Annotated in this window: 27 protein-coding genes and 1 riboswitch; of the genes, 10 read left to right on the top strand and 17 right to left on the bottom strand. The window is 64.4% G+C overall.

Annotated elements, in window-relative coordinates; all coding sequences use genetic code 11:
* Positions 1–202 precede the first annotated feature (202 nt).
* The 5 genes from HCN50_RS14225 to HCN50_RS14245 form a co-directional block, all read right to left on the bottom strand.
* Positions 203–811, bottom strand: a complete 609-nt coding sequence (locus HCN50_RS14225; protein ID WP_171710286.1) for a thiamine phosphate synthase — start codon at positions 809–811, stop codon at positions 203–205.
* The gene (locus tag HCN50_RS14230; RefSeq protein ID WP_171710287.1) at positions 798–1,580 is read right to left on the bottom strand and encodes a thiazole synthase; all 783 of its coding nucleotides are present in this window, start codon (positions 1,578–1,580) and stop codon (positions 798–800) included. The genes HCN50_RS14225 and HCN50_RS14230 overlap by 14 nt, the downstream gene beginning before the upstream one ends.
* Positions 1,581–1,734: 154 nt before the next feature.
* On the bottom strand, positions 1,735–1,932 hold the full coding sequence (gene thiS, locus HCN50_RS14235; protein ID WP_171710288.1) for a sulfur carrier protein ThiS: 198 nt from the start codon (positions 1,930–1,932) through the stop codon (positions 1,735–1,737).
* Positions 1,923–2,936, bottom strand: a complete 1,014-nt coding sequence (locus tag HCN50_RS14240; protein WP_171710289.1) for an FAD-dependent oxidoreductase — start codon at positions 2,934–2,936, stop codon at positions 1,923–1,925. Before HCN50_RS14240 ends, thiS begins: the two co-directional genes overlap by 10 nt.
* A riboswitch (TPP riboswitch) is annotated at positions 2,924–3,053 on the bottom strand. Its footprint overlaps the gene before it by 13 nt.
* A gap of 102 nt (positions 3,054–3,155) precedes the next feature.
* Complete coding sequence (locus tag HCN50_RS14245; protein WP_171710290.1) at positions 3,156–3,683, bottom strand: transglycosylase SLT domain-containing protein; 528 nt, start codon at positions 3,681–3,683, stop codon at positions 3,156–3,158.
* Between the two features lie 355 nt (positions 3,684–4,038).
* On the opposite strand from HCN50_RS14245, the gene HCN50_RS14250 reads away from it, so the two are divergent.
* The 4 genes from HCN50_RS14250 to HCN50_RS14265 all read left to right on the top strand — a co-directional run bounded on the left by HCN50_RS14250 (position 4,039) and on the right by HCN50_RS14265 (position 5,844).
* Entirely contained in the window at positions 4,039–4,233 is a 195-nt protein-coding gene (locus HCN50_RS14250; RefSeq protein WP_057854958.1) for a hypothetical protein, read from the top strand.
* Between the two features lie 185 nt (positions 4,234–4,418).
* A complete protein-coding gene (locus HCN50_RS14255) occupies positions 4,419–4,796 on the top strand; it encodes a PRC-barrel domain-containing protein (RefSeq protein WP_171710291.1) in 378 nt (125 codons plus the stop codon).
* Between the two features lie 95 nt (positions 4,797–4,891).
* A complete protein-coding gene (locus tag HCN50_RS14260) occupies positions 4,892–5,431 on the top strand; it encodes a PRC-barrel domain-containing protein (protein WP_171710292.1) in 540 nt (179 codons plus the stop codon).
* A 197-nt stretch (positions 5,432–5,628) separates the two neighbouring features.
* Complete coding sequence (locus HCN50_RS14265) at positions 5,629–5,844, top strand: dodecin family protein (protein ID WP_171710293.1); 216 nt, start codon at positions 5,629–5,631, stop codon at positions 5,842–5,844.
* Positions 5,845–5,979: 135 nt separating this feature from the next.
* On the opposite strand, the gene HCN50_RS14270 is transcribed toward HCN50_RS14265, so the two are convergent.
* The 3 genes from HCN50_RS14270 to HCN50_RS14280 form a co-directional block, all read right to left on the bottom strand.
* Positions 5,980–7,548, bottom strand: coding sequence for a DUF4403 family protein (locus HCN50_RS14270; protein WP_171710294.1), 1,569 nt, complete (start codon positions 7,546–7,548; stop codon positions 5,980–5,982).
* A 166-nt stretch (positions 7,549–7,714) separates the two neighbouring features.
* Positions 7,715–8,389: a L,D-transpeptidase gene (locus HCN50_RS14275; RefSeq protein ID WP_171710295.1), complete on the bottom strand. Its 675-nt coding sequence runs from the start codon at positions 8,387–8,389 to the stop codon at positions 7,715–7,717.
* Between the two features lie 160 nt (positions 8,390–8,549).
* A complete protein-coding gene (locus tag HCN50_RS14280; RefSeq protein ID WP_311968046.1) occupies positions 8,550–9,890 on the bottom strand; it encodes a TAXI family TRAP transporter solute-binding subunit in 1,341 nt (446 codons plus the stop codon).
* Between the two features lie 194 nt (positions 9,891–10,084).
* On the opposite strand from HCN50_RS14280, the gene HCN50_RS14285 reads away from it, so the two are divergent.
* The 3 genes from HCN50_RS14285 (at position 10,085) to HCN50_RS14295 (ending at position 12,630) form a co-directional block, all read left to right on the top strand.
* Positions 10,085–11,140: a glycosyltransferase family 4 protein gene (locus HCN50_RS14285; RefSeq protein WP_171710297.1), complete on the top strand. Its 1,056-nt coding sequence runs from the start codon at positions 10,085–10,087 to the stop codon at positions 11,138–11,140.
* 59 nt (positions 11,141–11,199) lie between these two features.
* Entirely contained in the window at positions 11,200–11,889 is a 690-nt protein-coding gene (locus tag HCN50_RS14290; RefSeq protein WP_171710298.1) for a class I SAM-dependent methyltransferase, read from the top strand.
* A gap of 123 nt (positions 11,890–12,012) precedes the next feature.
* Positions 12,013–12,630: a hypothetical protein gene (locus HCN50_RS14295; protein WP_171710299.1), complete on the top strand. Its 618-nt coding sequence runs from the start codon at positions 12,013–12,015 to the stop codon at positions 12,628–12,630.
* 279 nt (positions 12,631–12,909) lie between these two features.
* On the opposite strand, the gene HCN50_RS14300 is transcribed toward HCN50_RS14295, so the two are convergent.
* Positions 12,910–14,583 carry an aminotransferase class III-fold pyridoxal phosphate-dependent enzyme gene (locus tag HCN50_RS14300; protein WP_171710300.1) on the bottom strand — a complete coding sequence of 558 codons (1,674 nt, stop codon included), beginning with the start codon at positions 14,581–14,583 and terminating at the stop codon, positions 12,910–12,912.
* 34 nt (positions 14,584–14,617) lie between these two features.
* Here HCN50_RS14300 and asd point away from each other — a divergent pair, with 34 nt between their 5' ends.
* Both asd and HCN50_RS14310 read left to right on the top strand, forming a co-directional pair.
* Positions 14,618–15,481: an archaetidylserine decarboxylase gene (gene asd, locus HCN50_RS14305; RefSeq protein WP_171710661.1), complete on the top strand. Its 864-nt coding sequence runs from the start codon at positions 14,618–14,620 to the stop codon at positions 15,479–15,481.
* 68 nt (positions 15,482–15,549) lie between these two features.
* The gene (locus HCN50_RS14310; RefSeq protein WP_171710301.1) at positions 15,550–16,062 is read left to right on the top strand and encodes an NUDIX hydrolase; all 513 of its coding nucleotides are present in this window, start codon (positions 15,550–15,552) and stop codon (positions 16,060–16,062) included.
* Positions 16,063–16,091: 29 nt separating this feature from the next.
* On the opposite strand, the gene HCN50_RS14315 is transcribed toward HCN50_RS14310, so the two are convergent.
* Together HCN50_RS14315 and HCN50_RS14320 are read right to left on the bottom strand one after the other, a co-directional pair.
* Positions 16,092–17,504 carry a FecR family protein gene (locus HCN50_RS14315; protein WP_171710302.1) on the bottom strand — a complete coding sequence of 471 codons (1,413 nt, stop codon included), beginning with the start codon at positions 17,502–17,504 and terminating at the stop codon, positions 16,092–16,094.
* 284 nt (positions 17,505–17,788) lie between these two features.
* A complete protein-coding gene (locus HCN50_RS14320; RefSeq protein WP_171710303.1) occupies positions 17,789–18,517 on the bottom strand; it encodes a DUF2147 domain-containing protein in 729 nt (242 codons plus the stop codon).
* Between the two features lie 560 nt (positions 18,518–19,077).
* Here HCN50_RS14320 and HCN50_RS14325 point away from each other — a divergent pair.
* Positions 19,078–20,349 carry an extensin-like domain-containing protein gene (locus HCN50_RS14325; protein WP_171710304.1) on the top strand — a complete coding sequence of 424 codons (1,272 nt, stop codon included), beginning with the start codon at positions 19,078–19,080 and terminating at the stop codon, positions 20,347–20,349.
* A 48-nt stretch (positions 20,350–20,397) separates the two neighbouring features.
* Here HCN50_RS14325 and HCN50_RS14330 read toward each other — a convergent pair whose 3' ends face one another.
* From HCN50_RS14330 to HCN50_RS14355, 6 genes are all read right to left on the bottom strand, one after another.
* Entirely contained in the window at positions 20,398–21,312 is a 915-nt protein-coding gene (locus tag HCN50_RS14330; RefSeq protein WP_171710305.1) for an FAD binding domain-containing protein, read from the bottom strand.
* Positions 21,309–23,999 (bottom strand): molybdopterin-dependent oxidoreductase, encoded by a 2,691-nt coding sequence (locus HCN50_RS14335; RefSeq protein ID WP_171710306.1) that lies wholly within the window; start codon positions 23,997–23,999, stop codon positions 21,309–21,311. Before HCN50_RS14335 ends, HCN50_RS14330 begins: the two co-directional genes overlap by 4 nt.
* On the bottom strand, positions 23,996–24,655 hold the full coding sequence (locus tag HCN50_RS14340) for a TetR/AcrR family transcriptional regulator (protein ID WP_171710307.1): 660 nt from the start codon (positions 24,653–24,655) through the stop codon (positions 23,996–23,998). Before HCN50_RS14340 ends, HCN50_RS14335 begins: the two co-directional genes overlap by 4 nt.
* Positions 24,656–24,736: 81 nt before the next feature.
* A complete protein-coding gene (locus HCN50_RS14345; protein WP_171710308.1) occupies positions 24,737–25,087 on the bottom strand; it encodes a KTSC domain-containing protein in 351 nt (116 codons plus the stop codon).
* A 64-nt stretch (positions 25,088–25,151) separates the two neighbouring features.
* Entirely contained in the window at positions 25,152–25,499 is a 348-nt protein-coding gene (locus HCN50_RS14350) for a YunG family protein (protein ID WP_171710309.1), read from the bottom strand.
* A gap of 231 nt (positions 25,500–25,730) precedes the next feature.
* Complete coding sequence (locus HCN50_RS14355) at positions 25,731–26,240, bottom strand: YciE/YciF ferroxidase family protein (protein WP_171710310.1); 510 nt, start codon at positions 26,238–26,240, stop codon at positions 25,731–25,733.
* Between the last annotated feature and the right edge of the window lie 108 nt (positions 26,241–26,348).

Genomic DNA, 26,348 nt, shown 5'->3' on the forward strand with positions numbered 1-26,348 from the left:
ACCGCCAAGCGGACCGATCCGGAACCTCGAGGTTATTGAGCGAGATTCCGGATTCGCGCTTGCGCGCGCTCCGGAATGACGCCGGTGGAAATTTCTTCCGTCATTGCGAGGAGCGAAGCGACGAAGCAATCCACTGCCGCCGAATTCGCGGCGCCAATGGATTGCTTCGCTTCGCTCGCAATGACGGGGAGAGAGTTGTGCATCACGCTGCCTCTGCGGTTTGGCCGAGCCACTGCCGCACCCGCGCATCCGGATCGGCGTTCTGGGTGACGTCGCTGACGACGGCGATGGAGTCGGCACCCGCCGCATAGATCTCGGCGGCCTGCTCGAACTTGATGCCGCCGATCGCAACCAGCGGGATGTCACCGATGCGCTTTTTCCATTCGGTGATCTTTGGAATGCCCTGCGGCGCGAAGCGCATCGACTTCAGCGTGGTCGGAAAAATCGGGCCGAGCGCGACATAGTCCGGCTTGGCTGCCAGCGCGGTCGCCAGCTCCTCGTCGTCGTGAGTGGAGATGCCGAGCGTCAATCCGGCTTTGCGGATTTCGGCGAGGTCGGCGCCGACGAGGTCTTCCTGGCCGAGATGCACATGTTTGGCGCCGGCGACGATCGCGGCGCGCCAGTAATCATTGACGACGAGCTTGGCCTCGGTGCCCTTGATGACTTCGAGCGCGTCGGTCACGATCTGCAGCGCCTCGGCGTCGTCGAGGTTCTTGGCGCGCAACTGGATGGTGCCGGCGCCGAGCAGCGCCAGCCGCGCCACCCAGGCGACGCTGTCGACGACGGGATAGAATCGGTCAGGATACGGCATGCCAGAACGGGGTCCCGATCACAGGGGTTGAGGGCGAGGCGAAGTCGCGGGCTTCCATCAGGCCGGCTTCGTAGGCGGTGCGGCCGGCTTCGACGCCGAGGCGGAACGCGGTCGCCATCGCGACCGGATCGGTGGCTTTGGCGACCGCCGTGTTGAGCAGCACGGCGTCGTAGCCGAGTTCGAGGGCGTGGGCCGCGTGCGAGGGCGCGCCGAGGCCGGCGTCGACCACCAGCGTCACGTCAGGCAGCCGCTCGCGCATCAGCTTGAGCGCATCGCGGTTGGTGATGCCTTTTGCACTTCCGATCGGCGCGGCCCATGGCATCACCACCTTGCACCCGGCATCGATCAGCCGCATCGCGACCGAAAGATCCTCGGTGCAATAGGGGAATACTTCAAAGCCGTCCTTGATCAGGATGCCGGCGGCTTCGACCAGGCCGACCACGTCGGGCTGCAGCGTGTCGTTGTCGGCGATCACCTCCAGCTTGATCCAGGGCGTGGCGAATAGCTCGCGCGCGAGCTTTGCCGTGGTCACCGCCTCGCGCACGCTGCGGCAGCCGGCGGTGTTCGGCAGCACCGTCACATCGAGCTCGCGGATCAGCGACCAGAACGCATCGCCTGTCTTGCCGCCGGCAGCCTCGCGCCGCAGCGACACCGTGACGATGTTGGCCCCCGATGCGCGGATCGCGTTCTGCATGATCGCCGGCGATGGATACAGCGCCGTGCCGATCAGGAGGCGGGAGGAGAAGGTCTTGCCGTAGAAGTTCAGCATGCGGACGGTATCTCCTCAAATGATCTTGTCATCCCCGCGAAAGCGGGGATCCAGTATTCCAGAGGCATCTCGATCAAACCGATCGGCCGCGGCGTACTGGATCGCCGGGTCGAGCCGGGCGATGACAGCGGAGTGTGCGGCGTGATCATCACCTTCACCCTCCCTGCCGTGGCGTGATGATCTCGATTTCGTCGCCGGCTTTCAGCATGGTTTCCGCCCAGCGGCTTTTCGGCACGACGTCGTAATTCAGCGCGATCGCGAAATGCGTGCCTTCGTAGTCGAGTTCGGCGAGCAGCCCGTCGACGCTGACCGCGGCGATCTCGCGCGCTTCGCCGTTGACGGTCACACGCATCGCATCACCTCATTGTCGATCGCGCCGCGCTGCACGTATCTGAGCGTCAATTCGGCCAGCGCCGGCGCCAGCAGGAAGCCGTGGCGGTAAAGCCCGTTGACCGCGATCTTGTTCTTGCCGATCGTGATCCGCGGCAGATTGTCGGGGAAGGCGGGGCGAAGGCCCGAGCCGAATTCGACGATGCGCGCTTCGGCGAATGCCGGATGCACGGCGTAAGCCGCGCCGAGCAGCTCCAGCGCCGAGCGAACGCTGACGCCGGTGTCCTCGGCCTCGATCGAGGTCGCGCCCAGCATGAATTTGTTGTCGCCACGCGGGATCACGTAAAGCGGCCAGCGCGGATGGATCAGCCGCACCGGGCGCGACAGCTCGACTTCATCCGTCTCAATGATGATCATCTCGCCCTTGACGCCGCGCAGCTTGCTTTGCTCGTCGCGCGCCGCCAGCCCGCGGCAGTCGATCACGATGCCGTCGAGATCTTCCGCAGCGGCGTCGCAGTCGAACTTGATCGTGCCGCCCGCCGCCTTGATGCGCGCATGCAGTTCGGGCAGCACCTTGCGCGGCTCGACATGGCCCTCGTCGGCATAGAACAGACCGTCATGGAAGCGGCCATCCAGCGACGGTTCGAGCTGGCCGACGCCGCCGGCATCTAACCTGATGTGGCCGGTGGTGAGCTTTGCAAAGCGCTCGAAATCGGCCCGGTCGCGGGCATGCGCCACCACCAGCGAGCCATTGAACGGGGTATCGGGAAAAAGTTCGCGCCACAGATCGAGCGAGCGGAGGCCGAGCCGGCCGATCACCGGCTCCGAGGCCTCGGCCTCGCAATAGGGGGCGAGCATGCCGCCGGCCCAGTGGCTGGTGGAGAGCGTCATATCGGCGTCACTGCGCTCATACAGAGTGACGGCATGGCCGGCCCGCGCGAACAGCAGGGCCTGCCATGCGCCGGCAATGCCCGCGCCGATGATGGAAACGGGAGAATCCCGCCGCAGATCTGACTTCTGGTACATCCCTGTCCCTTCGCCGGCATGACCCGGATCAGGTTCAAAGGGTCACCGCGGTCCCAGGCTGAATTGCCCAAGCTTGCGGTATCTCAGCTCCTCGTCGGAGCACCCCTCGGAACAGGGCTAATGTAGGCAGATGTGCCCGCGTGTCAACGCGGGTTTGCGGAACTTGCGTCGATCTCGTGCTCCGGACGACCTGCTCCGCGTCCGGGACAAGAGATTTAGCTATTCTGTAGCGTGTAGCGCATTCGCGTCGGCGGGTGTTTTCGCTCTCGCGGTCGGCGCACCGACGATTTTCGGCGGCGCATCGCTGGCCAGCACGGGGGCGATCTGCAGGGGCTTTTCGGGCCGCTGGCGCTTTGCGGCATAATAATAGCCGCTCGCATAATAACGCATGGCGCGGCCGTGATCGCCGTTGGCGGCGCGGTAGGCGCCGGCAAGATATTTGATACCCCAGGCGAGGTTGGTGTCTGGATCGCGCAGGCCCGCGGCGTCGCCGGTATAGCCGAGACCGCGTGCGGTCGGCAGCTTGATCTGCATCAAACCAATCGTGCCGCCACGCCCGACGAGATTCGGATGATACTTGCTCTCGCGCACGATCACCCGGTGCACCAGCGCTTCCGGGACGTTGTTGGCGCGTGCATGGCTTGCGACCATGCTCTCATATTGAGCGCGGCTCTGCGCCATTGCCGAAGGCGAGACCAGCAACGCTGCCATGGCGGCGAGCCAGACGAATTTCGAAAAACTTTTCATAAAAATGATCCCGGTGGGATGGAGACGTGAGCGGTGGGCGCTTTCGATTAGTTCCACCGGCGGGCCAAGATGTGGCGAAAAACGGACGACATCGCGGCGAGATGTCCGCGGCCGCTGCACGTCCTAACGAACACGTCCGGCGTGACGCTTACGTTGTGCGTGCGATGCATCGCGTCGAGCGACGCGAATCTGCGTCATGCGGACGCGCAAGGAATGTCGTGCAAAAGACGCAGTCAAGGTGTAAAGAAGACGCCGGGACAAAAACCAATCCATTTCGACAGCAAATCTGTCTCATTCAACAACATTTCAAAAAGCGAGACGTCGTTACGACGTCCGAAGTCTAGGGAGATGCGCCATGGCTCGACTCGACTCCAGCTATCTGCCTCGCGGGAATCCCTGTGCCCAGTGCGGCAAGCCGATCCCGAGACCAGATTGGGTCGAGAGCAGTCCGGGACGCACATCCTTCCTCTGGTTCTGCCGCGCCTGCGACTATCGCTTCGAGGCGATCGCAATCTACGAGGAAGCCGATCCCGACGCGCTCGCGGCCTGAAGGCCACAGTTTCATTCGAGGCTGCAGCATTTGCTGCCCACCGCATTATTGGTTCGAGTCGGGTGGGGGTTCGGCCGGTCGCGTTGCGCATTTCGTGATTTCCGAATAGGACAGGCTGGTTGCCACAGAGCGGAACCAGCCGCCCGCTGCCACGTTGATTCCTTCATCCACGTGTGGAGGGTGCTATGGCAAGCGAGGTCATGGCCACGCCACATCCGCTGATCGCGAGCGACCGCGTCGAGGGGACTGCGGTGCGCCGGCCGAACGGGGACATGGTTGGCCACATCGAACGGCTGATGATCGACAAGATCACCGGTAAAGTCTCCTATGCAATCTTGAGTTTTGGCGGCTTCCTCGGCATCGGAGCCAATCTTATTCCGCTGCCGTGGGGACGGCTTCGCTACAACACGAAGTTCGAAGCCTACGAAATCAACATCGACGATGAAGAGCTGAAGCGCGCGCCGTCATTCCGAGCCGACAAGGATTTCGACTGGGGCGATCGTGCGAAAGAGGTCGAGCTGCATCGCTACTACGGCATGCCGCCCTATTGGGGCGGCTTCTGACCGCGGCGCGGATGCCCTGTTCCGTGCGGAATGTATGGAACACTTGTTGAAGTGACGGGTTCTCCCAAGGCGTTTCTGAACTGAGGAGAACCGATATGTTAACCAAATATGCCGTTGCCAGCGTCGCGGCTTCCGCGCTGCTGGCGAGTGTCGCGTTCGCGCAAACTCCGTCGGCAACGACAGACCGCGCCACCACGGCCGCACCTGCGGCGGCGTCCGATACCTCGTCGTTCAAGGGCAACTGGCGGACTTCGAAGCTGGTCGGCCTGAATGTGTACAACGACAGCAACGAAAGCCTCGGGTCGATCAATGATCTCCTGACCGACAAGAACGGCGACATCAAAGCCGCCGTGATCGGCGTCGGCGGCTTCCTCGGCGTCGGCGAGCATCTGGTTGCGGTATCGTTCGACAAGCTGAAATTCGTCGATGAGCCGGTTGCCTATACCGGTGCCTCGACGCAGCCCGCAACCGGCGGCGCACGGCCTACGACAGGCACAGGCACGACGACGGGTGCCGCGACCGCACCGGCGGCGCCTGCCACCAAGAAGAACCCGTGGTATCCCGATCACGCCGTGTTCAGCGCGACCAAGGATCAGTTGAAGGCGATGCCGGAGTTCAAGTACTCGACCGAGTGAAGTCACGGCCTCAGCGACCAGACTTCCTCAAAATGGCCGGACGGCGTGATGCCGTCCGGCCATTTGATTTTGCGCGAGGCCTCTCTGCGCAATGGTGCGGCGCATCCTATCAGCGCGCGCGTGGCGATGTTAGTTTGTAGGCGGCAGGAGCCCCTGCCTCCTGCCTTGAAATACCCTTGCATCAACGGGAGGACGACATGGCTGACAGCGTTTACAAGGTCATCGAGGTGATCGGCACCAGCACGGAATCCTGGGAAAAGGCCGCTGCCGGCGCGGTCAGCCGCGCGGGAGAGACGCTGCGCGATCTGCGCGTCGCCGAGGTGATGAAACTGGATCTGCAACTCGACGCCAGCGGCAAGGTCGAAGCCTACCGCGCCAAGCTGAGCCTGTCGTTCAAGTTCGAAGGGTCTTAAGTCGTCATTGCGCCAACGGGTCGCGCGAATGCGCGCCCGATGACAGGCTCCGCAACGAAGCAATCCATCTCTCCAGCGAGATACATGGATTGCTTCGCTTTGCTCGCAATTGACGGGGAGAGAGGCGTGCAGGCATCACAGCGCCGGCAGCGCGGTCACGTAGACGTTGATCGCGCCTTCGGCTTCGGCGATCACGCGCAGCGTCTTGGAGTCGAAGGCGATGCCGGCGAGCCGGAGCTTGCTGATCTCTGCCGAGACGCGCAGCCCGTCCTCGTTCTTCTGAAAATCGGCCACAGCGGCGGCAATCTTCTGCTGCGCGTTGCTGGCGAACGGCTTGAGATCGATCGTCGCCTTTTCCGCCAGCGTCTTCTGCAAATGCGGCATCGCCGCGCGCGCCGCGGCGCCCAGCAGTCCGAAGGCAGCCTCCGACTCGACGGCGAGTTCGATATCGGCGAGCCGCAGTGTCTGCTGCGCCTGATCGAGCACCGGCCTTCCCCAGATATGCACGTTGGCTTCGCCACCGAGGCCGAGGAAACTCTTCTTCTCCTTGGCGCTCACCAGGAGCGAAATCAGCAGGCGGTCGCCGGATGCGGCGATGCTGACGTGCTTGACGGTGACGTCGACCGCGCCCGAACCGTCTTCCGGAAAGGTCTTTCCGGCGAACTGCGCCTCCACGATCCCTGTGATCTCCGTAAAGGGCAGGTCGATGGGAACGCCGATCGCGACCTTGCCCGGCGTCGGCGGCAGAACCGCGATGGTAGCGGGGAACGGGCAGGACGGTTTTGTTTCGACCGGCGTGATCCGGGTTTCCGCCTCGATGCCCAGGGTCAGTATCAGGTTTGAGGCATCAACCCGCGGCTGCGCGGCAATTGCTCGCGTCGGACGCAACTCGAGCCACAGCGCCGGCATGGTCGAGCCCGCGGTCGCGCCCTGCAGCGGGATCGAGCGGCAGGCCTTGATCCATTGCGCGCGGGCGTTCCGTTCGAACGTCGGATCGTTCTTCATGCGCGCCTGCACCAGCGCGATCTGCTCGGCGACGTTCTGATCGATCAGCGGCTTCACCTGCGCGGGCACGTTGACGCGCGCGCCCGCGACGCTGAGGCTGGTGTCGCCGAGATTGACCTGGCCTGCGAGGTTCGGATCGATGCGCCAGTTCTCGGTGATCCTCGGCTTTGAGGTGATGACGACGTTGCCCCTGATCTCGGCGCTGGCATTGAGATTCTTGATGTTCACGCTGCCGATCTGCTTGGCGACGTTGCCGCCGAGCAGGCCGGCGAGCGCATCGCCGACCGCGCCGGTCGCCTTGGCCGACAGCGAGCCGGTGACGTTCAGCGTGCCCGTCAGCGGCGTCGCCAGCGACAGCACGTCCTGCGCGCCGGTTGTGCTGATCGGCCCGCGCGAGGCGGTCCAGCCGATATCGGCGTTCTGCAGGATCTGCGAAATCGGATTGTCCGCCTTGCCGGCGAACGAACGTGGCGCACCGCGATCGGCGGCGTCGCGGATTGCCGAGAGCGCCACCGCAATCGGCGCCACCACTGTGGATGCGCGCGTTGCCGGCGGCAGCGGCGGCAATTCGGCGAGCGCGGGCGGCCGATTCGTGGCGCGCGGCGCCACGAAGTCCAACACCTTCAGGCTGACGACAAACGAGATGACGAGCACCGCAAGCGCGATCGCCATCGTCCTGACTCGCACCGGCAGACGCATCGTCCCCGCGGACCCCAATGAATCGCCCCACAAGGTTTTACAGGGGCGGCGAGGCGGACGCCACCGCGCAGTGAGGCGACGACATCAAGTCAATACAAGACAGCCCCGGCGAATGCCGGGGCCGTTCCTCGCGTTTTGAAAATCTTAGTTTTGAAAATCTTATGCCTTAGCGGATGGTGCGGCCGAGATCGGCGCGGCGATCCGTCATCGGCAGCACGATCACCTTGGTTCCGACGCTGACCCGCGAATACAGATCGATGACGTCTTCATTGGTGAGGCGCAGGCAGCCCGAGGACACGCGGGTGCCGATGGTCTCCGGCGCGTTGGTACCGTGGATGCGGTAGATGGTGCCGCCGAGATACATCGCGCGGGCGCCGAGCGGGTTGCCCGGGCCGCCGGTCATGTGGCGCGGCAGATAGGGCTGGCGGGCGATCATTTCCGGGGGCGGAGTCCAGTCCGGCCATTCGGCCTTCCGGGTGATCGTCTGGGTGCCTGACCAGGTGAAGCCGTCGCGGCCGATGCCGATGCCATAGCGCATCGCCTGGCCGTTGCCGAGCACGAGATAGAGATAGGTGTTCGGGGTATCGATGATGACCGTGCCCGGCGCCTCGCGGGTATCGTAGTGCACGACCTGGCGGCGCAGGCGGGCCGGCAGCTCGAAGCGCTCTTCTTCCTGCGGCGCAGCCGCGACCGGCGGCGGGGTCGTCTCGATCTGCGGCAGGAAAAACGGAAACAGCGGCAATGGGGCCGCAGCGGCGGGCGCGGAAAAGGCGGTCGCGCCGATCGCCAGCGCCCCGAAGGCGGCAGCCGCGAGGCGGGTCAGTCTCGATGAATTGGACATGGTCGTCCCCCTGTTTGTCGCACCCATTCGGCGCGTCGTTGGGGAAACCTCTACCGATGAACCGTTTCAGGACATTTGCACGAAATCGCCAAAATGGTTTCGTGGCGTTAGGGAATTGTTTCGTTAAGGTTTCGTTGACTTCGCCTGTCCCGACAACCGATCAGCCCTGGCCGGCGCGTATCCGCGGCGCGTCTGGAGCGGTGGCGCCGGCGAGCACGGCGCGGCGGTCGGCGATCGCATGGTGGAATTGTTCGAGGGCGAGCGCGATCACTGACAGGTCGCCTTCCTCGACGGTACCGTCGTCATAGCAATCGAGGGTTTCGCGCAACATGCCGTCGGCCGCGCTTTGCATTTCCGCGAGCTCTTCCGGCGTCTCGGCCCTCCTTGCCCGCGCAATCAGCTCAAGCAGATGATCGCGGTGGGCGATGTACTTCTCACGATCGTCCCTGTTCCAGTAGTGCCTGAACCAGGCGCCGGCCGATCCGAGGCCCGAAAGGATCAGGATCGCGAACCAGATGTAGTCGGTATATTTTTCAAGGAACGTTCGCTCGTTGCCGTCGATATAGGCCGCCGCGCCCGCATGCGCCGGTAACGCTGCGTCCTTGTCGGTATCCGGTTTTTCGATCTGCGAGGCGGTCGGCAATTCACGCGCCAATTGCTGGCGATTGGTGAAGAGCTGGCGGGCGAAGGCGGCGACCGCCGTGTCCGACAACGACTTTGGCGCGATGATCAGGTGGTTGATGGCCACCGTATCGACCTTGTCTTCCGGCCGCTGCGGCGAAGAGCCGAAGATGCTGGCGGGAATTTCCTCGGATTCATAGATCGGGTTTTTCTTGGCGATCGCGTCCGCAACCTCGATCGGCAGGAATTTCGGCTCGCCGCGGGCCGCAGCGGTTGCCGCGATCGCGTCCACCGTGATCTTGCTCTTGAGCGGGCCGACCGCCATGAAGGCATCGACCGATTGATCTTTCGCCATTTCGCCGATCTGGTTGGTGGCGAACTGGCTTATCGTGACCTTGTCGGGATTGATGCCGGACTCTTTCAGGATCGCGCGCAGCAGCGCGACATTGGCCTGCGTCCGCCCGATCACGCCGACGCGGTGGCCGGACAGTTCATCGAGGCTCTTGATCTTCGGCGTGGGCTGCTTCTTCGAGCCCTTGGCGGGAAGGCCGGAAGGCGCCCACAGCACGACGACATTCTTGCGCAGGATGGCGACCGACTCGGCATTGGCCGGCAGGTTGAGGTCGCCGCGCGCCACCGCAAGATCGGCCTTGCCGTCCGTGAACAGCGCGATGCTTTCCACCGCGCCTTCCGTCGTGATCGGCGCCAGCCGTACCGAGTTGCCCTCGCGGGCAAAGGTCTGCGCCATCAGCTGGACCAGTTTCTGGTCTTCGCTGCCGGCAGGGCCCACCGCAATCCGCAGCGTGGTCGGCCGCAGCACGTAATACAGCGTGCCGGCGGCAACGCCAAACGCGAGCATGCCGACGGCAAGGATCAGCAAAGCATAGCTCTGCCGCCTCCGCCGCCGGCGGGATCGCGCAGGATTGTCGTTCGCGTTTGACATCGTTCTGTCACGTTACCTGAAAAGCGTGGAGATGGGTTTAAAAAACAACCTTACAGAACGATGACGTCATACGCCTGAAATATCCATGTCCCAACGTCGGATTTGAGAATCATTAATCTCGGGTCCGGGACATGAAGATCTTGATTGCGACCGATGCGTGGCATCCGCAGGTGAACGGCGTCGTCCGCACGCTGACCTCGCTTTCGCGCAGCGCCGCTGCGCTCGGCGCCGATATCGCCTTCCTCACCCCGGACGGATTTCCATCGATGGCGCTGCCGACCTATCCGGGACTGCGCATCGCGCTGCCGAACCGGCGCGAGATTGCGCGCCGGATCGAGGCGGCCGCGCCGGACGCCATTCATATCGCAACCGAGGGGCCGATCGGCTGGATGGTGCGTGCCTATTGCCGCCGCCGCAAGCTCGCGTTCACCACCTCCTATACGACGCGGTTTCCCGAATATATCGAGGTCCGCACCGGGCTGCCGGCCAGCGTCGGCTACGCGGTGCTGCGGCACTTTCATGCCGCGGCTTCCACGACCATGGTCGCGACCGATTCCCTGCGGCAGGAACTTTCCGCGCGCGGCTTCCGCAAGCTCGGCTTCTGGACGCGCGGCGTCGACACCGAGCTGTTCAACCCGGATGGCCCCGCGACCCTGGACCTGCCGCGGCCGATCTTCATGACCATGGGCCGCGTCGCGGTGGAAAAGAACCTCGAAGCGTTTCTGTCGCTCGACCTGCCGGGCTCGAAAGTCGTCGTCGGCGACGGACCGCAGAAGGCGCAGCTCGAACGGCAATATCTTGATGCGATCTTCCTCGGCGAGAAAAAGGGTGCCGACCTGACCGCGCATCTTGCCGCCGCCGATGTCTTCGTGTTTCCGAGCCTGACCGACACGTTCGGCGTCGTGCAGCTCGAGGCATTGGCGTGCGGAACGCCGGTCGCGGCATTCCCGGTCACCGGCCCGAAGGACGTCATCGCCGATCATCCGATCGGCGCAATCGATACTGACCTGCGCAGCGCGTGCCTGCGCGCACTCACCATGTCGCGCGAGGCCTGCCGGAATTTTGCGCTTTCGCGCTCCTGGGAAAACAGCGCGCGGCAGTTCATCGGCAATCTGACGGCACTGCAGCCGAGCCGCACGCTGCGGCCGGTGCTCGGGGTGCCCGCTACCAGCGCCGTGCAGGGCTGAGCAGGGAAATTCGATCTTCAAGATAGGCTTTTGCGTGAGACGAGAAGGCAGAACCAACCATGGCAGATATCATCAAGCTTGACGGTGCGAGGCAGCTCGATTTCGACCGCGAAACGGTCGAGCAGGCCTATGACCGCTGGGCGCCGGTTTACGACCTCGTGTTCGGGGGCGTGTTTTCGAAAGGCCGCAAGGCGGCGATTGCGGCAACCAACAAGATCGGCGGCCGCGTGCTCGAGGTCGGTGTCGGCACCGGGATTTCGCTGCCGCTCTACGCGCCGCATCTGCGCATCTTCGGCACCGATATTTCGGAAGCGATGCTGCAGAAGGCGAAGAAGCGCGTCGACGAGCTCGGCCTGAAGAATATCGAGGGCCTTGCGGTGATGGACGCCGAAAGCCTCGAATTCCCCGATGATTCCTTCGACGTGGTGATGGCGCAATATGTCGTCACCGCGGTGCCGAACCCCGAAAAGGCGCTCGACGAATTCGCCCGCGTGCTGCGGCCGGGCGGCGAGCTGATCATCCTGACCCGCGTCAGCGCCGATGCCGGCATGCGGCGCTTCATCGAGCAGCGGCTGCAGCCGGTGGTCCGTCCGCTCGGCTTCCGCACCGCCGAATTCGCCTGGTCGCGATACGCGCAGTGGCTGGCGGGTGCGCGCGGCATGGAGCTGGCGGAGCGTCGCCTGATCCCGCCGCTCGGACATTTCTCCCTGGTGCGCTTCCGTAAAGCCGACGTCGCCGCGGCGGCCTGACGCGCGAGCGTTGCCGATTGCGTCATCGCGTCGCTGCGCTTTGTCACATGTCAACTTCATGATGTCACATGCCGGACATCGAATCTCGATAACGTCACACCCGAAAGAATGAGGGGGTAAAGAATGATCAAGAATTTCCTGCAGGAACTGCGAACCCAGCGCTGGGACGATCATCGCTATTATCATCACAGCCGCATCAACCAGTCGCTGCACTTCGTCAGCGCAATGAGCTTCCTGTTCGCCTATGTGATGTTGTTCTTCGATCCCGTGGTGTCGGCGCTGGTCGGCTGGCTGGTGTCGATGACGACGCGGCAGGCCGGTCACTTCTTCTTCGAGCCGAAGGGCTATGACCATGTCAACCAGGCGACGCATGAGCATAAGGAAGAGATCAAGGTCGGCTACAATCTGCAGCGCAAGGTCGTGCTGATGACGATCTGGGCGCTGTCGCCCGTGGTGCTGTACTTTAGTCCGACGCTGTTCGGGCTGGTCGAGCCCTGGACCACCAACGCCGACTTCATGCGGCAGGTTGCCAAGGTGTGGTTGGCGGTCGGCATCGGCGGATTGTTGTTCCGCACGGTCCATCTGTTCTTCATCCGCGACGTCGAAACCGGCCTCGTCTGGATGACGAAGATCCTCACCGATCCCTTCAGCGACCTGAAGCTGTACTACAAGGCGCCGCTGTACCTCATGAAGGGCGAACTGATCGATCCCGGCCTCGAGAAGCACGTCAAGCCGGCGTGAGTGGCCGAAAATGGTCGCCGTCATGCCCGGGCTTGTCCCGGGCATCCACGTTCTTAAGCCCGTCAGCAACGAGCAATGTCGAGTATAGCAAAGACGTGGATGGCCGGGACAAGCCCGGCCATGACGATGGAGGGCGCTTGCGTCGTCGTATCGACGTCATTGCGAGCGAAGCGAAGCGATCCACCTCTCAGCACTGGGGTAGACGGATTGCTTCGTTGCTTCGCTCCTCGCAATGAGGCGGAGAGAGGCAAGGATGACGGGCATTTGGCGATTGCGCCGCTAATGGTCGGCTCCGCCAAACCGCTTCCGCAGCATCTCTTTCAATATCCGCCGCTTGATCGTCTTGTTGGTCAGCGCAGCATCATGCCACCACCAGCCATCGCGCTTCATCTTCGTGGCTGCCGCGACAAAGCGGTCGGCGACTTCGGCGAAATCCGCATCCGTATAGTTGAGGCTGAAGATCAGGCGGCCGGTGCCGACCCAGCTCAGCGCCAGCCCCTCGGCGCGCAGGTAGTATTGAAGCATCCAGTTGTAGCGGGACGGCTCGGTATATTGCACCATCCAGATCGAGGAGAAATTGCTGACGCGCACGGGCAGATCCTCGGCGGCCAGTCGACCGTTCAACGCCTTGGCGCGGCCATTCCAGGTCTCATCGAGCCCGTGATAGACGGCGTTGAAATTCGGGCTGGCGAGACGGCTGAGGAATTCATCCATCGCCGTCATCACGTAGGGGTGCGAATTGAAGGTGCCGCGGGCGAAGCAGACATCGGCCGGACGGTCATCGCGGAAGCGCCGCATCAAATCCTTGCGCCCGCAGACCACGCCGACGGGGAGGCCGCCGGCAAGGCTCTTGCCGTAGGTGACCATGTCGGCACGGACGCCGAAATATTCCTGCGCGCCGCCGGCGGCCAGCCGAAAGCCGACAAAGACCTCGTCGAAGATCAACACGATGCCGCGCTCGGTGCAAACCTGGCGCAGCTTCTTCAGCCACTCGGTGTAGGCCCCGCGATCGAACGCACCCTTGCGGGAACTATCGACCAGCGCGGAATCGCCAGGTGCGTTGGCGTTCGGATGCAGCGCCTGCAGGGGATTGACCAGCACGCAGGCGATGTCCTTGCGCGTGCGCAACACATGCAGCGTCGGCTCCGACATGTCGGCCAGCGTGTAGGTCTCGTGCGGCGATACCGGATTGCCAACGCCGGGCTGCACGTCGCCCCACCAGCCGTGATAGGCGCCGGCGAAACGAACGAGATGGGTGCGGCGGGTGTGGTAACGCGCGAGCCGCACCGCCTGCATGACGGCTTCGGTCCCGGACATATGGAACGAGACTTCGTCGAGGCCGGAGATCTCGCACAGCCGCCGCACGTTCTCGGTGATGACGGGATGATAGGGGCCGAGCACAGGCCCGAGCGCGCCGGCGCGCTTTTCGGCTTCCGTGATGCACTCCTTGTAGAAATCGTTGCCGAAAATGTTGACACCGTAGGAACCGGTCAGGTCGTAGAACACGTTGCCGTCGACGTCCGTGACGGTGACACCGGCGGAAGACTGCATGAAAGCGCCGGTGCCGAGATTTTCCCGAACCAGGCGGCTGTACTGAAACGGAACGCGGTAGCTTTCGGTGAACTGCAGGTCCGAGATGTGCTCGGCCGCCTCGGCCGTCATTTGCCTGCCCTTGGCATAGCGCTCCTCGTAGAGGCAGGCGAGGCGGAAGAAAGCGTCCTGACGCTGCATCGCGACGTCGCTGGGCGCGCCGTCGGAGGCGAAGAAATCGTCGATATCGAACTCATAATGCGGCACCAGCCGCGCGACCATCTTGGACATCTTGGAATGTCCAGTCAGCGAACGGTGCTTGGCGCGCGACAGCGCCAGCCGCGCCTGCAATTTGGGAAATACTGCCGCGGCGCTAGCGACCGCAGCGGCGGACAGCGAAAGAATCGGAAGGGACGAATCCATGCCTGAAGCGCTAGCCAATCCTGCTGACAGATTGATGACAGTCCGGCGCCTGATCGCCCGCTTCACCGAGCAGGAGGACCTCAATTTCCTGTTGACCAACCGCGTCCCGCGGGCGGCGCTGACGCGCTTCATGGGCTGGTTCAGCAAGATCGAGAATCCATTGGTGCGCGATTTGTCGCTTCTGTGCTGGCGGCTGTTTTCTGATCTCGACCTGTCGGAGGCGAAGAAGACCGAATTCAAGAGCCTGCATGAATGTTTTACGCGCGAGCTGCGTCCGGGCCTGCGGCCGGTCGATCCCGATCCGCGCGTGGTGGCCAGTCCGTCCGACGGCATCATCGGCGCGTTCGGCAAGATCGCCGATACCGAGCTATTCCAGATCAAGGGCGCGCCGTATTCATTGCTGGACCTGCTCGGCGATCCGGCGCTGGTCGAGAGCCATCGTAACGGCCACTTCCTGACGCTCAGGCTGACATCGAGCATGTATCACCGCTTCCACGCGCCCTATGACATGAGCATCGAAAAGGTGACGTTCATCCATGGCGACGTCTGGAACGTCAACCCGATCGCGCTGAAGCGGGTCGAGCGTCTGTTCTGCAAGAACGAGCGGGCGGTGCTGCAGGCGCGGCTGCCGACGGGCGAGCGGCTAACGCTGGTGCCGGTCGCGGCCATTCTGGTCGCCAGCATCCGGCTGCATTTCCTCGATCGCACCCTCAATGCGCAGAGCAGGGGGCCATTGGAGTTTGCCTGCGATGCGGCTGTGCGCAAGGGCGACGAGCTCGGCTGGTTCGAGCATGGCTCGACCATCATCGTGCTGGCGCCGGAGCATTTCGAATTCGCAGACCGTGTCGCGGAAGGCGTCCGCATCCGCGCCGGCGAGCCCCTGCTGCGGAAGCCTTGAACATTCAATCTCGATTATCCCGGCCATAATCTCTATATGCTCGCGGTCGTGAAAGTGCGGGAAGAGAGATGGCGAGGGTGCCTGTTTTGGCAGCGGGAGGCATTGTGCTGCGGCAGGCGAACCCGCCGCTGATCGCCGTGGTGCGCTTACGCAAGCGCAATGAATGGGTCCTGCCCAAGGGCAAGCTCGACGACGGCGAAACGCCGCGCGCGGCCGCCGAACGCGAGGTAATGGAAGAGACCGGCCACGACGTCGCCGTGCACGAGTTTTTGGGCACGCTGGCCTATGAATCGCGCGGCGGCGCCAAGGTGGTGCACTACTGGCGCATGGAGGCGCAACACGCACCCGCGCGCGGACTGATGCGCGACGTCAAGGCGGTGGAGTGGCTGCCACTTCAGCAAGCGGTCGACCGGCTGTCGCGCGGCTATGAGCGCGCGTTTCTGCAGCAGGTTGGCCCGATCGCGCTTGCCGCGGCAAACGGTATCGCAGGCGCGGCGTTGCCGGAGGCGGCGGAGCCTGTCGAAATGCAGAAGGCCGAGCGCACGGGCTTCCTTCGCAACCTGCTTCGCCTGTTTCGCTAGCTCTTGTCCGGAGCGCGATGCACAGTTTTCTAGCGCTGATCCTTCGGCGGTTTGCCGCGTTGTGGCGCAGGCGCGGGCCGCCGCGGCGCCGCGGGCAGTCCCGGCCGCTGCAGAGCGGGAGCGCCCTGAGTGCCCGGGGCGCGCTGCAGTCCGGGGCCGCCGAACCGGTTCGGTAGCGGCCGTTCCCGCGGCGCGGCTGGCTGCGCCGGCACAGGGGGCTGCTGCGCTTGTCCCGCGCGTGGCGGCAGGGCGGGTTGGTTGGGCGCGCCCGGTTGCGGTTGTCCCCGCCGGTTCGGCGTGTCCGGCCCTTGCTGACCGGGCCGATTCAATCGCCCCGGCGCTTGCGGCTGTCCCGGACGATTGAGCTGACCGGGCTGCTGCCCCTGACGGTTCGGCGCGGTCGGCAGTGGCGGCTGACCGGGTTGACCGGGCAGACCGTTCTGCCGCGGCTGACCGGGCGATTGCTGATTTGGACGGTTCAGCTGATCAGGCTGCTGTTGGCCGGGCCTGACCGGTCCGGGCAGACCATTCGGCCGCGGTTGGCCGGGCTGCAACTGCCGGATCGGACGGTTCGGATTGACGAGGCCGGGATTGGCGCGGCGGAATTCGCGCTGCTGAAGCACTACCTGACGGCCGAGTGACTGCGTCGAATGAAGCTGGTGCACAAAGCCCTGGTCGCGCACCATCACCGCCTGCGAGATCACCAGCGGCACCGCGGCAAGGCGCGCGCCTATGCCTGCGCGGATGGTGAAGCCGCTGGCGCCTTGCGTGAGAAAGCCGAGTGGCGCACCGGCGCGGTCATTGACCTCGATGCGGCCGACCCGTCCGTCGGCGTCGGGATAGAGCTTGACCGCGACATTGCCCGGCGTGCGGGCGGCGGCGCCTTCCGGCACCTCGACGAGGCCGGTGGTGCCGCGAATGCCCAGCGTTGCCGTCGGCGTCGTGATCTTCATGTCGCCGGTCTTGGCGACCGAAGCGGCGACGAAGGCCGCGGTGCCCTTGGCGACGTCGAAGATCGCCGCGTTGCTCTTGCCGCCATCCTCGTAGACGTAATTGTCGATGGTGATCCTGGTGTTAGCCTTGAGATTGAACGTGGTGTTGTCGATGAAAGTGATGCCGAGCGCCGCATTGGCGCCGGTCTGCACGACGTCGTTGAGGTAGATGTCGTCCTTCACCTTGAGCGGCGTGCTCGTGTCGTTGCGAATCACGCTGGCGTTGCCGGTCACGGTCGCGACGTTGCCGATCGGCTCCTCCGCCGCCTGCGCGTCTCCAGCGGTCGCGGTCGCGTCAGGCGTCGGCGTCGCCGGCGCGGCGGGCTGCGAAGAATCGGTCTGCGCCTGCGCCAGTTGCGGCGGCTCTGAAGCGCCTGCGAAAACCTGCTCGCCGCCGATCATCGTGCCGCAGGCCAGCAGCGCGAGCGCGAAGCAAAGATGGCGCGACATCGGGGAGTGTATTTCCGTTCACGGGGAGAGCAGAAGGCGGGGGCCGCGATTTCAGCGCCGTCCGGCTGAATGCGGGATGAACATGGCCGCCGAGTGTCGAGCTGTTTCCGCGCGGTAAGTCGATAGCAATGATCTGACGAGGTCTGGGCGAAGCGCGTCGGATCGCGTGGCCGGCTCCGCCGAGCCATTTGACGCCGCACGAAAAGAAAAAGAGGCCCCGTGAAATCTCACGGGGCCCAAGTCTCGGGAGGAACGTCTCGGGAGGAACCTCTCGGGAAAGACCGTCAGCTCACGCGTTTCCAGGTCTGGCCGCCGCAGAACATGCCGCCGAAGGCGCAGCCCTGAACCTTGAGCGTATCACTGCCCTTCAACGCGATGGTCGAGTCGTAATTGCGGCCGGTAGTGGGATCATGAATCCGGCCAGTCCACTTGCCGCCCTGCGGCTTCATGTTGATCAGGATGCGTTCGCCGGAGTTGACGGAATAGCCGCACAGATTGGCGCCGCATTCCTCGATGCGCACGTTGCCCTTGTTCTCTTCCGTCGCCCAGACGCCGAGCGGCGAGTTCGGATCGGAAGCAGGCGCGGCGGCGGCCGCCCGAGCCGGCTGCGGCGCAGGCGCGGGCGCAGCGGCGAGCGGGGCGGGCGGAGGAGGCGGGGGAGGCGCGGCTTCGGTTTGTGCCGGCGTTGCGGCTGCGGTGGTCGTTGGAGCGGGCGCTGGTGCAGCCGCGGGCTGCGGCGCGGCGGCTTGAGCTGGACCCGGTGTTGCCGGTTTCGCCGGGGCGGTCGCGACGGAGTCATCGTCGTCCTTGCTCTTCGATCCCATGCCCTTGAGATCGACATTGCCGAGCGTGCCGTTATAGCCGGGCGCGGTGATCTTGATGCAGGAAAGGGCATTGCAGTTGCGCGGCGATTCAACACGGATGCGCTCGCCATTGATCTGGAAGGTGATTCCGCCGGCATTCGCCGACGTCGTGGCCATCAACAATGCGGCGACGATGTAGAGTTTTTTCATGAGAACCTCCCGAGCGGCTTGTGAACGTGGGCAAGACCCTATGCGGGAGCGGCGCCGCGTTCTGTGATGCAGATCACGGGAGTCCGGCGAAGCGCCGCATGGGCGCTGTGCGCTGCTGCGCTTCTACTGCTCCGGCAACATCTGAAGCCGCATCACCGCCGCGCCGACAGCCTGGTCACGTCGTGGCAGGCGTCCGCCGGGCGGCGCTCGTAGAAAACGCCCGGTGACGTGGCCCACCGGGCGCTCTGGATTCATGTCTGCACGGGAAGTCTAGAACACGCCGAGCACAATCGCGCCGACGAAAGCTAATGCAACATACGCGGCTACAACGCTAAGTCTGCTCACGAGAGGACTTACGAAATCCATTGGGAAAGCTCCCTGGGTTCACGTCGTGCCCGCAACTAACTTCGACGCTAGCAAAGCGTTCCCGACCTAAAAAAGTAAGTGTTGCTGTCGTGCCGCCCGCTCTCCACAGGCTGCAAGCCGCGTCAACATGGTAAAAAATTCGTTAAATCAACATGTTGAAGAGTCCTTAAATAAATTAGTTGAACCTGCGGGCGATGACGCGCGGAGTTCGTTTGTATCTCGTCGGCTCCTTCGTCCTCGTCTCGCTAGCCGGTTGTGGCCGCGGATTTTTTCAGTCCGCCGAGCGCGAACCGTGGCGCGCCGAGGCCGAACTCGCTTGCCTGAAGTCGGGCGCGGTCAAAGAGAGCCCGGAAGTGGTCCGGATTGATCCGATCTCCGGTCCCGGCGTGTGCGGTGCGGAATACCCGCTGAAGGTGGCGGCGCTCGGTGAAAATATCAGCAGCTTCGGCTTTGCCGACGAAAGCCTGCGGCCGCCCGGCAATATCGGCAATCAGCCGCGCTGGCCGATCGCGCGCGCGCCGGTAGCGGCTCCGCCCCAAGGAAATTATCAGGGAAACTACCAAGGGAATCATCAGGGCAACTCCGGAAGCTATTCGGGAACCTATCCGGATCCGGCGCCGCGCCAGCCGAGCTACGCCACGCCGTCGAACGGCCCGATCTCGCTGTCCGCGCCGGGCGTCGCTTCGCAAGACGATGACATCGATCTGCCGCCGGAAGGGACGCCGGGATCGCGGAGTGGCGGCTACGTAGCGGTACCTTCCTATCCGCCGCGCGATCGTCACGCTGCGCCTTCTTCTGCACCGTATTCGCAGCCGTCCTATTCGCCATCGCCGGCTGCGCCGCGGCTCGGGCCCGCGCAGGGCAATTCGGTCAGCGCCTTCGGGCAGGTCTCGATGAAGCCGGCGGCGACGCTGGCATGCCCGATCGTCTCCGCGCTCGACCGCTGGCTTACCGATTCCGTGCAGCCGGCGGCGATGCGCTGGTTCGGCGTGCGCGTCGTCGAGATCAAGCAGATCTCCGCCTATTCCTGCCGCGGCATGAACGGCAATCCGCACGCGCATATTTCCGAGCACGCCTTCGGCAACGCGCTCGACATCGCCGCCTTCACGCTCGCCGACGGCCGGCGCGTGACTGTGAGGGGCGGCTGGCGCGGCATGCCGGAAGAGCAGGGCTTTCTGCGCGACGTGCAGGCGGCCGCCTGTCAGCAGTTCAACACCGTGCTGGCGCCGGGCTCCAACTCCCACCACGAGGACCACATTCACGTCGACCTGATGCGCCGTCCCTCGCGCCGCACCATCTGCCAGCCGGCGGCGGTGTCGGGCGAGCAGGTCGCCGCGCGCGCCCAGCGCAGCCCCTACGCATCACGCGACCCCTATTCGACAGGATCACTCGCCAAGAAGTCGATCTCGCGCTGGTTCGGGGGCCGCAGCAAGGTCAACGAGGAAGACGAGTTCGAGGATCATTAGGACGCTCCAATTCGTAGAGAGGATTACTAACTAATCCACCCTACGACATCATGCCGCCAGCCGCTCCAGCGCATCTTTCACCACGCCCTTCAGCAGATCGAGCTTGTATGCCGTCATCGGCAGCGGCTTGGCGCCAACAACCGCTTGTTCGGCGGCGTTAGCGATGGTCGCTTCGCTTGCTGTCTTGCCCTGCAAAGCCGCTTCCACCGCGGCGAGCCGCAGCGGCACCGGCGCGATGCCGCCGGCGGCGAGGCGGACGAACTGGAACGTGCCATCCTTCACTACGGCACGCGCGCAGACTTCGACCAGCGGCCATTCGGCATGGGTGCGGCTGATCGCGCGTCTGTACAGTGCGCGCTCGCCCTGCAGCGGAGGCGGAAGTTCGACGCTCTTGATCATCTCACCCGGTTGCAGCGCGTTGTCGGCGGCGCCGTTGGATCCGTCGCCGAGGAGGTCGCCGACCGTCAGTGCACTTCTGCGGTCGGTAGCTATCGTCCCGTCATAGGCCAGCAGCGCTGCCGCCATGGTCGAGGGATGCGGCGCGACGCAGGGGCCGAGGTCGAACGCGACATGATAGAGATGATTGCCCGATCGCGCCGGACAATCCGACCCCCCTTTCTTCAGGCAAGCGATGTGAGGGTTGCGGAAGTACCAGCAGCGCGAACGCTGCGCGAGATTGCCGCCAAGCGTGGCGAGGTGACGGATCTGCGGCGTCGCCAGGCCTTGCGCGGAGGCCGCAATGCCCGGATACGCCGCGGCGATACGCTGATCGGCGGCAATGGCGGCAATGGTCGAGAAGGCGCCGAGGCGCAAGCTGCCGTCGGCAGCCCAATGCATCCCGATCATATCAGGCTCGGCGGCAATATCGATCAGCGGCCCGGTCGAGACGCCGCTGCGGCGCCGCTCGGAGAGATCGGTGCCGGCGGCGCGGAATTCGCCGGCTTGCATGGCTGTCTGTGTCATGCGGCGGCCCTCCCTTTGAGTGCGGCGATGAGACGGTCGGGACGGATCGGCAGTTCGGTCAGCCGAACGCCGGTGGCGTGGTGAATCGCGTTGGCGACTGCGGGCGAGGTCGGCACCGTTGCAACCTCGCCGATGCCGACGCCACCGCCGAGCACGTGATCGAATCCGTCCTGGTCGAAATGCACATCGATCACCGGCGTGTCGGCGATGCCGGGAATGCGATAGTCCTCCATGCCGCCGCTGAGCACATCGCCGGTGCGGGTGTCGATCTCGCGCGCTTCATAGAGCGCGTAGCCGATGCCCTGGATGACCGCGCCGGTGGCCTGGCTTCGCGCCAGCGCGGGTGCAACGATCTTGCCGATCGCGATGCCGGTGTGGACGTTGACGACGCGGACATGGCCGAGCCAGGTGTCGACTTCGACCTCGACGATTTGCACCGAGCTTGGCACGCCGGCGCCGATCGCAAGGTTGGAGAAGCGCCGCATCATCCAGCCGAAGATCCAGCCCATGAAACCGGCCTGCTTGAGCGGCGACTGGATTCCCGGCGCCATCGGCCTGGAATCTTCCGGCCGCACGGCAGAAGCGGAGAGGTCGGGCGATGCCGCGAGCATTTCGCGCCATGGCGCGTTGGAGCCGGGGGCCGGTTTCCGCTTCGCGTTCTGCTGGATCGCAGTCTTCAACTGCCCGATCGCGAGCAGCATCGGCGGGACCACCGACGCGGTGACCCGGCTGCCGCCCGAGCCCGGCCCTTCCGGCAGCTTTGAATCGCCGATGCGGACCTCGATCTCATGCGGCTCCAGCCCGAATTCGCGCGCGACCGTATTGGCGATCACGGTGCGGGTGCCGGTGCCGATGTCCTGCGTCGCGGTGCTGGCAATCAGCCGTCCGCCCTTCACCGCCACCTCCACCTTCGAGCCCGGCTGCCAAAGATAAAGCCAGTAGCCGGTGGCCACACCAATGCCGCGGCGATAACGGCCGCCCTGCGACGCGGGAGGCTCCCGGTTGCGCCAGACGTCAAGGCTCGAGGCCCAATCATAGAGACGCTGGCGGTTGGGATCGGGATCCCAGCGCTTACGCAGCGCAATCGGATCGACGTTCATGCGCAGCGCTGCCTCATCGATCGCCTGTTCCAGCGCAAACGCCATCGGCGGGCCGCCGGGGCCGCGGAACGGAGCGCCGGCCGGCAAATTGCTGATCACGTCGAAATCGGCGAGCTCCTTTGCTTCCGCCGGATAGATCAGGCGGCCGAGTGCGGCGATGGTCGAGTTGGTCGCGGCTCCCGTGTCGGCATAGGCGGTCAGCGACAGTGCTTTCAGTTCGCCCTCATCCGACGGCAGCAGCGCGATCTTCATCTCGGCCGCCGGCCGATAACCGGTGACCGAAAGCTCCTCATGCCGGTCGTAGGCAACTCGCACCGGCGCCTTGGCCTCACGCGCCAGTTCGATCGCGGTGGTCGTTTCCACGCCGAGCGCAGCCTTCGAGCCAAAGCCGCCGCCGACATGATCCGCAATCACGCGCACCTTGTCGTGGTCGAGCTTGTAGCGTTTGGCGATCAGCTCCATCAGATGAAACACGGCCTGCGTTGAAACATGCACGGTGAGTCGGTCGCCGTCGAAGCGCGCGACCGCGGCATGCGGCTCGAGGCAGGCATGCTGTTGCGTGCCGGTGCGAAAGGTTCTTTCCACCAGCAATGGATTGTTCGCGGCGCGCGCGTCCCCGACCCAGTTCCGCACTTTCCGGGGCTTTTTGGAAAAGGCTGCCGTCGGCCCGCGGACATTGCCCTTCCAGGGGGCCGGCGAACCGCCGCCCTCGGAGACGTCGCCGGCCTTCTTGCGCGCGGATCTTTCGAACACGATCGGCGCATCGGCCCGGCGCGCTTCATCGAGCCCGATTACCGACGGCAGCCGCTCGCCGGTCGGCCTGATGGCGGCGATGGCGGCGAGCGCGGTCTTGCGGTCCGTCGCGGCGACGGCGGCGATGGGTTGGCCGACATAGCGGACGATGCGGTCGTCGCCGAGCAGCGAGATCGCCGCACCCACACCCGGCATCGCGCGCGCCGGCGCCAGATCCAGTTCGCTGATGCGCGCATGTGCGAATGACGAGCGCAGGATCACGCCCTCGAGCTGGCCGTCATGATGGATGTCGACGGTATATTTCGCCGATCCCGTGACCTTGTCGCGCGCTTCCATGCGCGACGGCAGAATGTCGCCGCCGTCGAAGCGGCCGGCACAGGCATCCGCCACGGCGCGGAAGATGCCGTCATAGGCGCCGCAGCGGCAGAGATGGCCCGACAACGCCGCGCCGATTTCCTCGCGCGATGGCATCGCCGTTCCCTTGGCTGCGCGCCAGGCGTCGTGAAACGCCGCGGCCTCGATGATGAAGCCCGGCGTGCAGAAGCCGCATTGCAGGGCGTCATGCGCCATGAAGGCCTGCTGCACCGGATGCAGCCGGGCCGCGCCGATGCCTTCGACCGTCGTTATGTTCCTGTTCGCGGCTGATCGAGCCGGCATCAGGCAGCTCACAGCGGGCTCGCCGTCAACCAGCACCGTGCAAGCGCCGCAGACGCCGGCGCCGCAGACGAGCTTGGTGCCGGTGAGGTCGAGCGCGTTGCGCACGACATCGACCAAAAGCGCATCGGGGTCGTCGGGGAGGGGAGCGAGCTTGCCGTTGATCGTCATGGTGCTCATCTGCGATCTCCAGGTTTGCGGGCGGATTTCCTGACCGGCTTCGGCTTGACCGCGCGCGGCTGTTTCGCAGGAGCAATGGCGCCGGCAATCAGCGTGCGCAGCATGGTTTCCAGATCCTTCAGAAAGGCGTCGACCGGCTGCATCGCGGGGTAGGCGGATTTGGTGCCGTTGACCGCCATCTCGACGCAGCGCGCGAGCTCGCGCGGCGTCATGCCGGCGTTGAGAACAAGTCCCTGCTTGCGGCAGACGCGCGTGATGGTCGCGGCCAGCTGCTCTGCATAGGCGGTCGCATATTTCTGGTAGAGGTCGCGGGCCTGCAGCAGATGTTCGGAGAACAGCTCCTCGACATGGGGCGAGCCGTCGAGCGACGCGGCCAACTGCCTGAGCTTGGCGGAGACCGAAGCGACGAGAATGTCGGCAAGGCTGCCGCCGGCCTTTTCCGCAGCGGCCGCGGCGGCGATTTCGGCAGCGAGCGCTTCCTCATGCAGCCGCTCGATGACGGCACGAAACAGCGCTTCCTTGGACTTGAAGTGATGATAAAGCGCCTGCCGCGTCAGGCCGGCGGCCTCGGCGGCCTGCTCGATCGACGAGCGCCGGAAGCCGTGCCGGCGGAACACCAGCATCGCGGCATCGAGAATGCGGGTACGCGGGCCCATTTGACAAATTTGACAAAGTTAGATGAACTGTCAAATCACGGAGGCGCGAGGAAAGCGCGGGCCACAATGGCAGGCGCGACGTCACTGATATGACGGCACTTTGCCGGGCCGGCAGTCGTAGGGCCGATTGCCTTCGCGGCCGGCCGTTTCAATGGTTGCGTTGAAGTAGCGGCCCATAGAAGGCGCGTTCACAAACGCATCGATGGTGTCCTTCGGCACGTCGCAATATTGCTGGTAGGCCGCCCGGCGCTGCACCAGCATGCGCCGGCCTTCGCGGTCGTAGCATACGCGACTGATGACACTGCTGCGGGTGACGTCCTGGCAGTTGAACGGCGCGAGGTCGACCGGACCACGATCTTTCACCTCGACAATCTCGGCTGCTTGCCACCGCGCGGTGAAGAGCAAAGCGACAACGAAGACGATGCGGGTCATTTGGCGTCAACATCCTTCACGGTGGTCGCTCGCGTCCGGGGCACGAGCCACAGCTTTCGCGAGGTCACGAACCTGATCGTATCCGCCCGAGAAGCAGTTCGTATTGCGCTGCGGAGGTGTCGCTGAATGCGTCCTGCCTGTTGCTCGGCAGGTCGTCATAGCCGATCGGGCTGTCGAACTGGCTCATGGTGAAATCGACGCGCCGCCCGTCGATCTGATTGTAGAAATGCCAGGCGCCGTCGACGTCTGTTTTCAGTATCTCGCCACCCAGTTCGTCCTGGACCACCAGCGCCGTCACGGAGCATTGTCCGGCCGCGGGATTGTCGGGCCGCCACTTTCCGCCCGTCTCCGCCGACCAAGCTTCGCGCAGTTTGCGATAGAGAGCGATCAGCGATGGGCAGCCTGCCGTCATCGATATACCCGTGGGATAGCGTTTGCCGGCTGCCGTTCTAGCAGGTTGTCCGACACCGCTCCATGGCGCGAGCGCGGCTGACGAACGCGTTAGCCGGGGTGCAGGAAGAAGAGTGCGAGCAGAAGGATGATGGGCAGCGGCATGCTGACCAGCCACAGAAGAGCACGTCTTACAGACATCATCCCCGGTCTCCCGCCGAGGAGGATAATGGCCCACTCGGAATGTTGGTTCCTAGGCCACAGCCTTCCTGTTGACGCCCTTGCGCAGTGCGATCGTGTTCAGCTTGGTATTGGCTGCCTTCTCTTCGTTGAGGTTCGTCGTCAGGAAGCGCACGACGTCGCCGTGGCCGAGCTCTTCGGCCCATGCGATGAGCGTGCCGTAGCGGGCGATCTCGTAGTGTTCGACTGACTGCGCTCCCGCAATGATGGCGGCGTCAAGCACGGCGTTGTCCTCGATTTCTGCCGTGATCGTGTCGGCTTCCTTGATCAAGCCATCGATCGCCGGACAATCCGCTGCCTCCGGTTCCTTGCCGAGCTTGTGGAATACCTTCTGCAGGCGCTCGATCTGGGTGTTGGTCTCCTCGAGGTGGGATTTGAGGCCGGCCGCCAGATCGCGGTTGGTGGCCTTCTCGATCATCTTCGGCAATGCCTTGGTGATCTGGTGCTCGGCGTAATAGATGTCCTGCAGACCGTGCAGGAACATGTCTTCCATGGTTTTGATGTCTTTCGTGAAAAGTCCCATTTGAACCTCCTGGAATTGATGAGGTTCCTGACTCGGGACGACATGATTTGTTCCTAGCCGGCCGCGGCAAACGGTTGCATGCGATGTCGCATGACGGACGATGCCCCG

The organism is Bradyrhizobium archetypum, from assembly GCF_013114835.1.
Lineage (GTDB): Bacteria > Pseudomonadota > Alphaproteobacteria > Rhizobiales > Xanthobacteraceae > Bradyrhizobium > Bradyrhizobium archetypum.

Excerpts from the sequence above, each read along its gene's own strand:
- thiS (WP_171710288.1), bottom strand. The coding sequence starts at position 1,932 with ATGCGTGTGACCGTCAACGGCGAAGCGCGCGAGATCGCCGCGGTCAGC.
- HCN50_RS14350 (WP_171710309.1), bottom strand. The coding sequence starts at position 25,499 with ATGACGGCAGGCTGCCCATCGCTGATCGCTCTCTATCGCAAACTGCGC.
- HCN50_RS14300 (WP_171710300.1), bottom strand. The coding sequence starts at position 14,583 with ATGGATTCGTCCCTTCCGATTCTTTCGCTGTCCGCCGCTGCGGTCGCT.
- HCN50_RS14320 (WP_171710303.1), bottom strand. The coding sequence starts at position 18,517 with ATGAAAAAACTCTACATCGTCGCCGCATTGTTGATGGCCACGACGTCG.
- HCN50_RS14340 (WP_171710307.1), bottom strand. The coding sequence starts at position 24,655 with ATGGGCCCGCGTACCCGCATTCTCGATGCCGCGATGCTGGTGTTCCGC.
- HCN50_RS14285 (WP_171710297.1), top strand. The coding sequence starts at position 10,085 with ATGAAGATCTTGATTGCGACCGATGCGTGGCATCCGCAGGTGAACGGC.
- HCN50_RS14335 (WP_171710306.1), bottom strand. The coding sequence starts at position 23,999 with ATGAGCACCATGACGATCAACGGCAAGCTCGCTCCCCTCCCCGACGAC.
- HCN50_RS14310 (WP_171710301.1), top strand. The coding sequence starts at position 15,550 with ATGGCGAGGGTGCCTGTTTTGGCAGCGGGAGGCATTGTGCTGCGGCAG.
- HCN50_RS14325 (WP_171710304.1), top strand. The coding sequence starts at position 19,078 with ATGACGCGCGGAGTTCGTTTGTATCTCGTCGGCTCCTTCGTCCTCGTC.
- HCN50_RS14250 (WP_057854958.1), top strand. The coding sequence starts at position 4,039 with ATGGCTCGACTCGACTCCAGCTATCTGCCTCGCGGGAATCCCTGTGCC.
- HCN50_RS14330 (WP_171710305.1), bottom strand. The coding sequence starts at position 21,312 with ATGACACAGACAGCCATGCAAGCCGGCGAATTCCGCGCCGCCGGCACC.
- HCN50_RS14275 (WP_171710295.1), bottom strand. The coding sequence starts at position 8,389 with ATGTCCAATTCATCGAGACTGACCCGCCTCGCGGCTGCCGCCTTCGGG.
- HCN50_RS14345 (WP_171710308.1), bottom strand. The coding sequence starts at position 25,087 with ATGACCCGCATCGTCTTCGTTGTCGCTTTGCTCTTCACCGCGCGGTGG.
- HCN50_RS14245 (WP_171710290.1), bottom strand. The coding sequence starts at position 3,683 with ATGAAAAGTTTTTCGAAATTCGTCTGGCTCGCCGCCATGGCAGCGTTG.
- asd (WP_171710661.1), top strand. The coding sequence starts at position 14,618 with ATGACAGTCCGGCGCCTGATCGCCCGCTTCACCGAGCAGGAGGACCTC.
- HCN50_RS14260 (WP_171710292.1), top strand. The coding sequence starts at position 4,892 with ATGTTAACCAAATATGCCGTTGCCAGCGTCGCGGCTTCCGCGCTGCTG.
- HCN50_RS14255 (WP_171710291.1), top strand. The coding sequence starts at position 4,419 with ATGGCAAGCGAGGTCATGGCCACGCCACATCCGCTGATCGCGAGCGAC.
- HCN50_RS14355 (WP_171710310.1), bottom strand. The coding sequence starts at position 26,240 with ATGGGACTTTTCACGAAAGACATCAAAACCATGGAAGACATGTTCCTG.
- HCN50_RS14240 (WP_171710289.1), bottom strand. The coding sequence starts at position 2,936 with ATGTACCAGAAGTCAGATCTGCGGCGGGATTCTCCCGTTTCCATCATC.
- HCN50_RS14270 (WP_171710294.1), bottom strand. The coding sequence starts at position 7,548 with ATGCGTCTGCCGGTGCGAGTCAGGACGATGGCGATCGCGCTTGCGGTG.
- HCN50_RS14290 (WP_171710298.1), top strand. The coding sequence starts at position 11,200 with ATGGCAGATATCATCAAGCTTGACGGTGCGAGGCAGCTCGATTTCGAC.
- HCN50_RS14225 (WP_171710286.1), bottom strand. The coding sequence starts at position 811 with ATGCCGTATCCTGACCGATTCTATCCCGTCGTCGACAGCGTCGCCTGG.
- HCN50_RS14230 (WP_171710287.1), bottom strand. The coding sequence starts at position 1,580 with ATGCTGAACTTCTACGGCAAGACCTTCTCCTCCCGCCTCCTGATCGGC.
- HCN50_RS14265 (WP_171710293.1), top strand. The coding sequence starts at position 5,629 with ATGGCTGACAGCGTTTACAAGGTCATCGAGGTGATCGGCACCAGCACG.
- HCN50_RS14315 (WP_171710302.1), bottom strand. The coding sequence starts at position 17,504 with ATGTCGCGCCATCTTTGCTTCGCGCTCGCGCTGCTGGCCTGCGGCACG.
- HCN50_RS14295 (WP_171710299.1), top strand. The coding sequence starts at position 12,013 with ATGATCAAGAATTTCCTGCAGGAACTGCGAACCCAGCGCTGGGACGAT.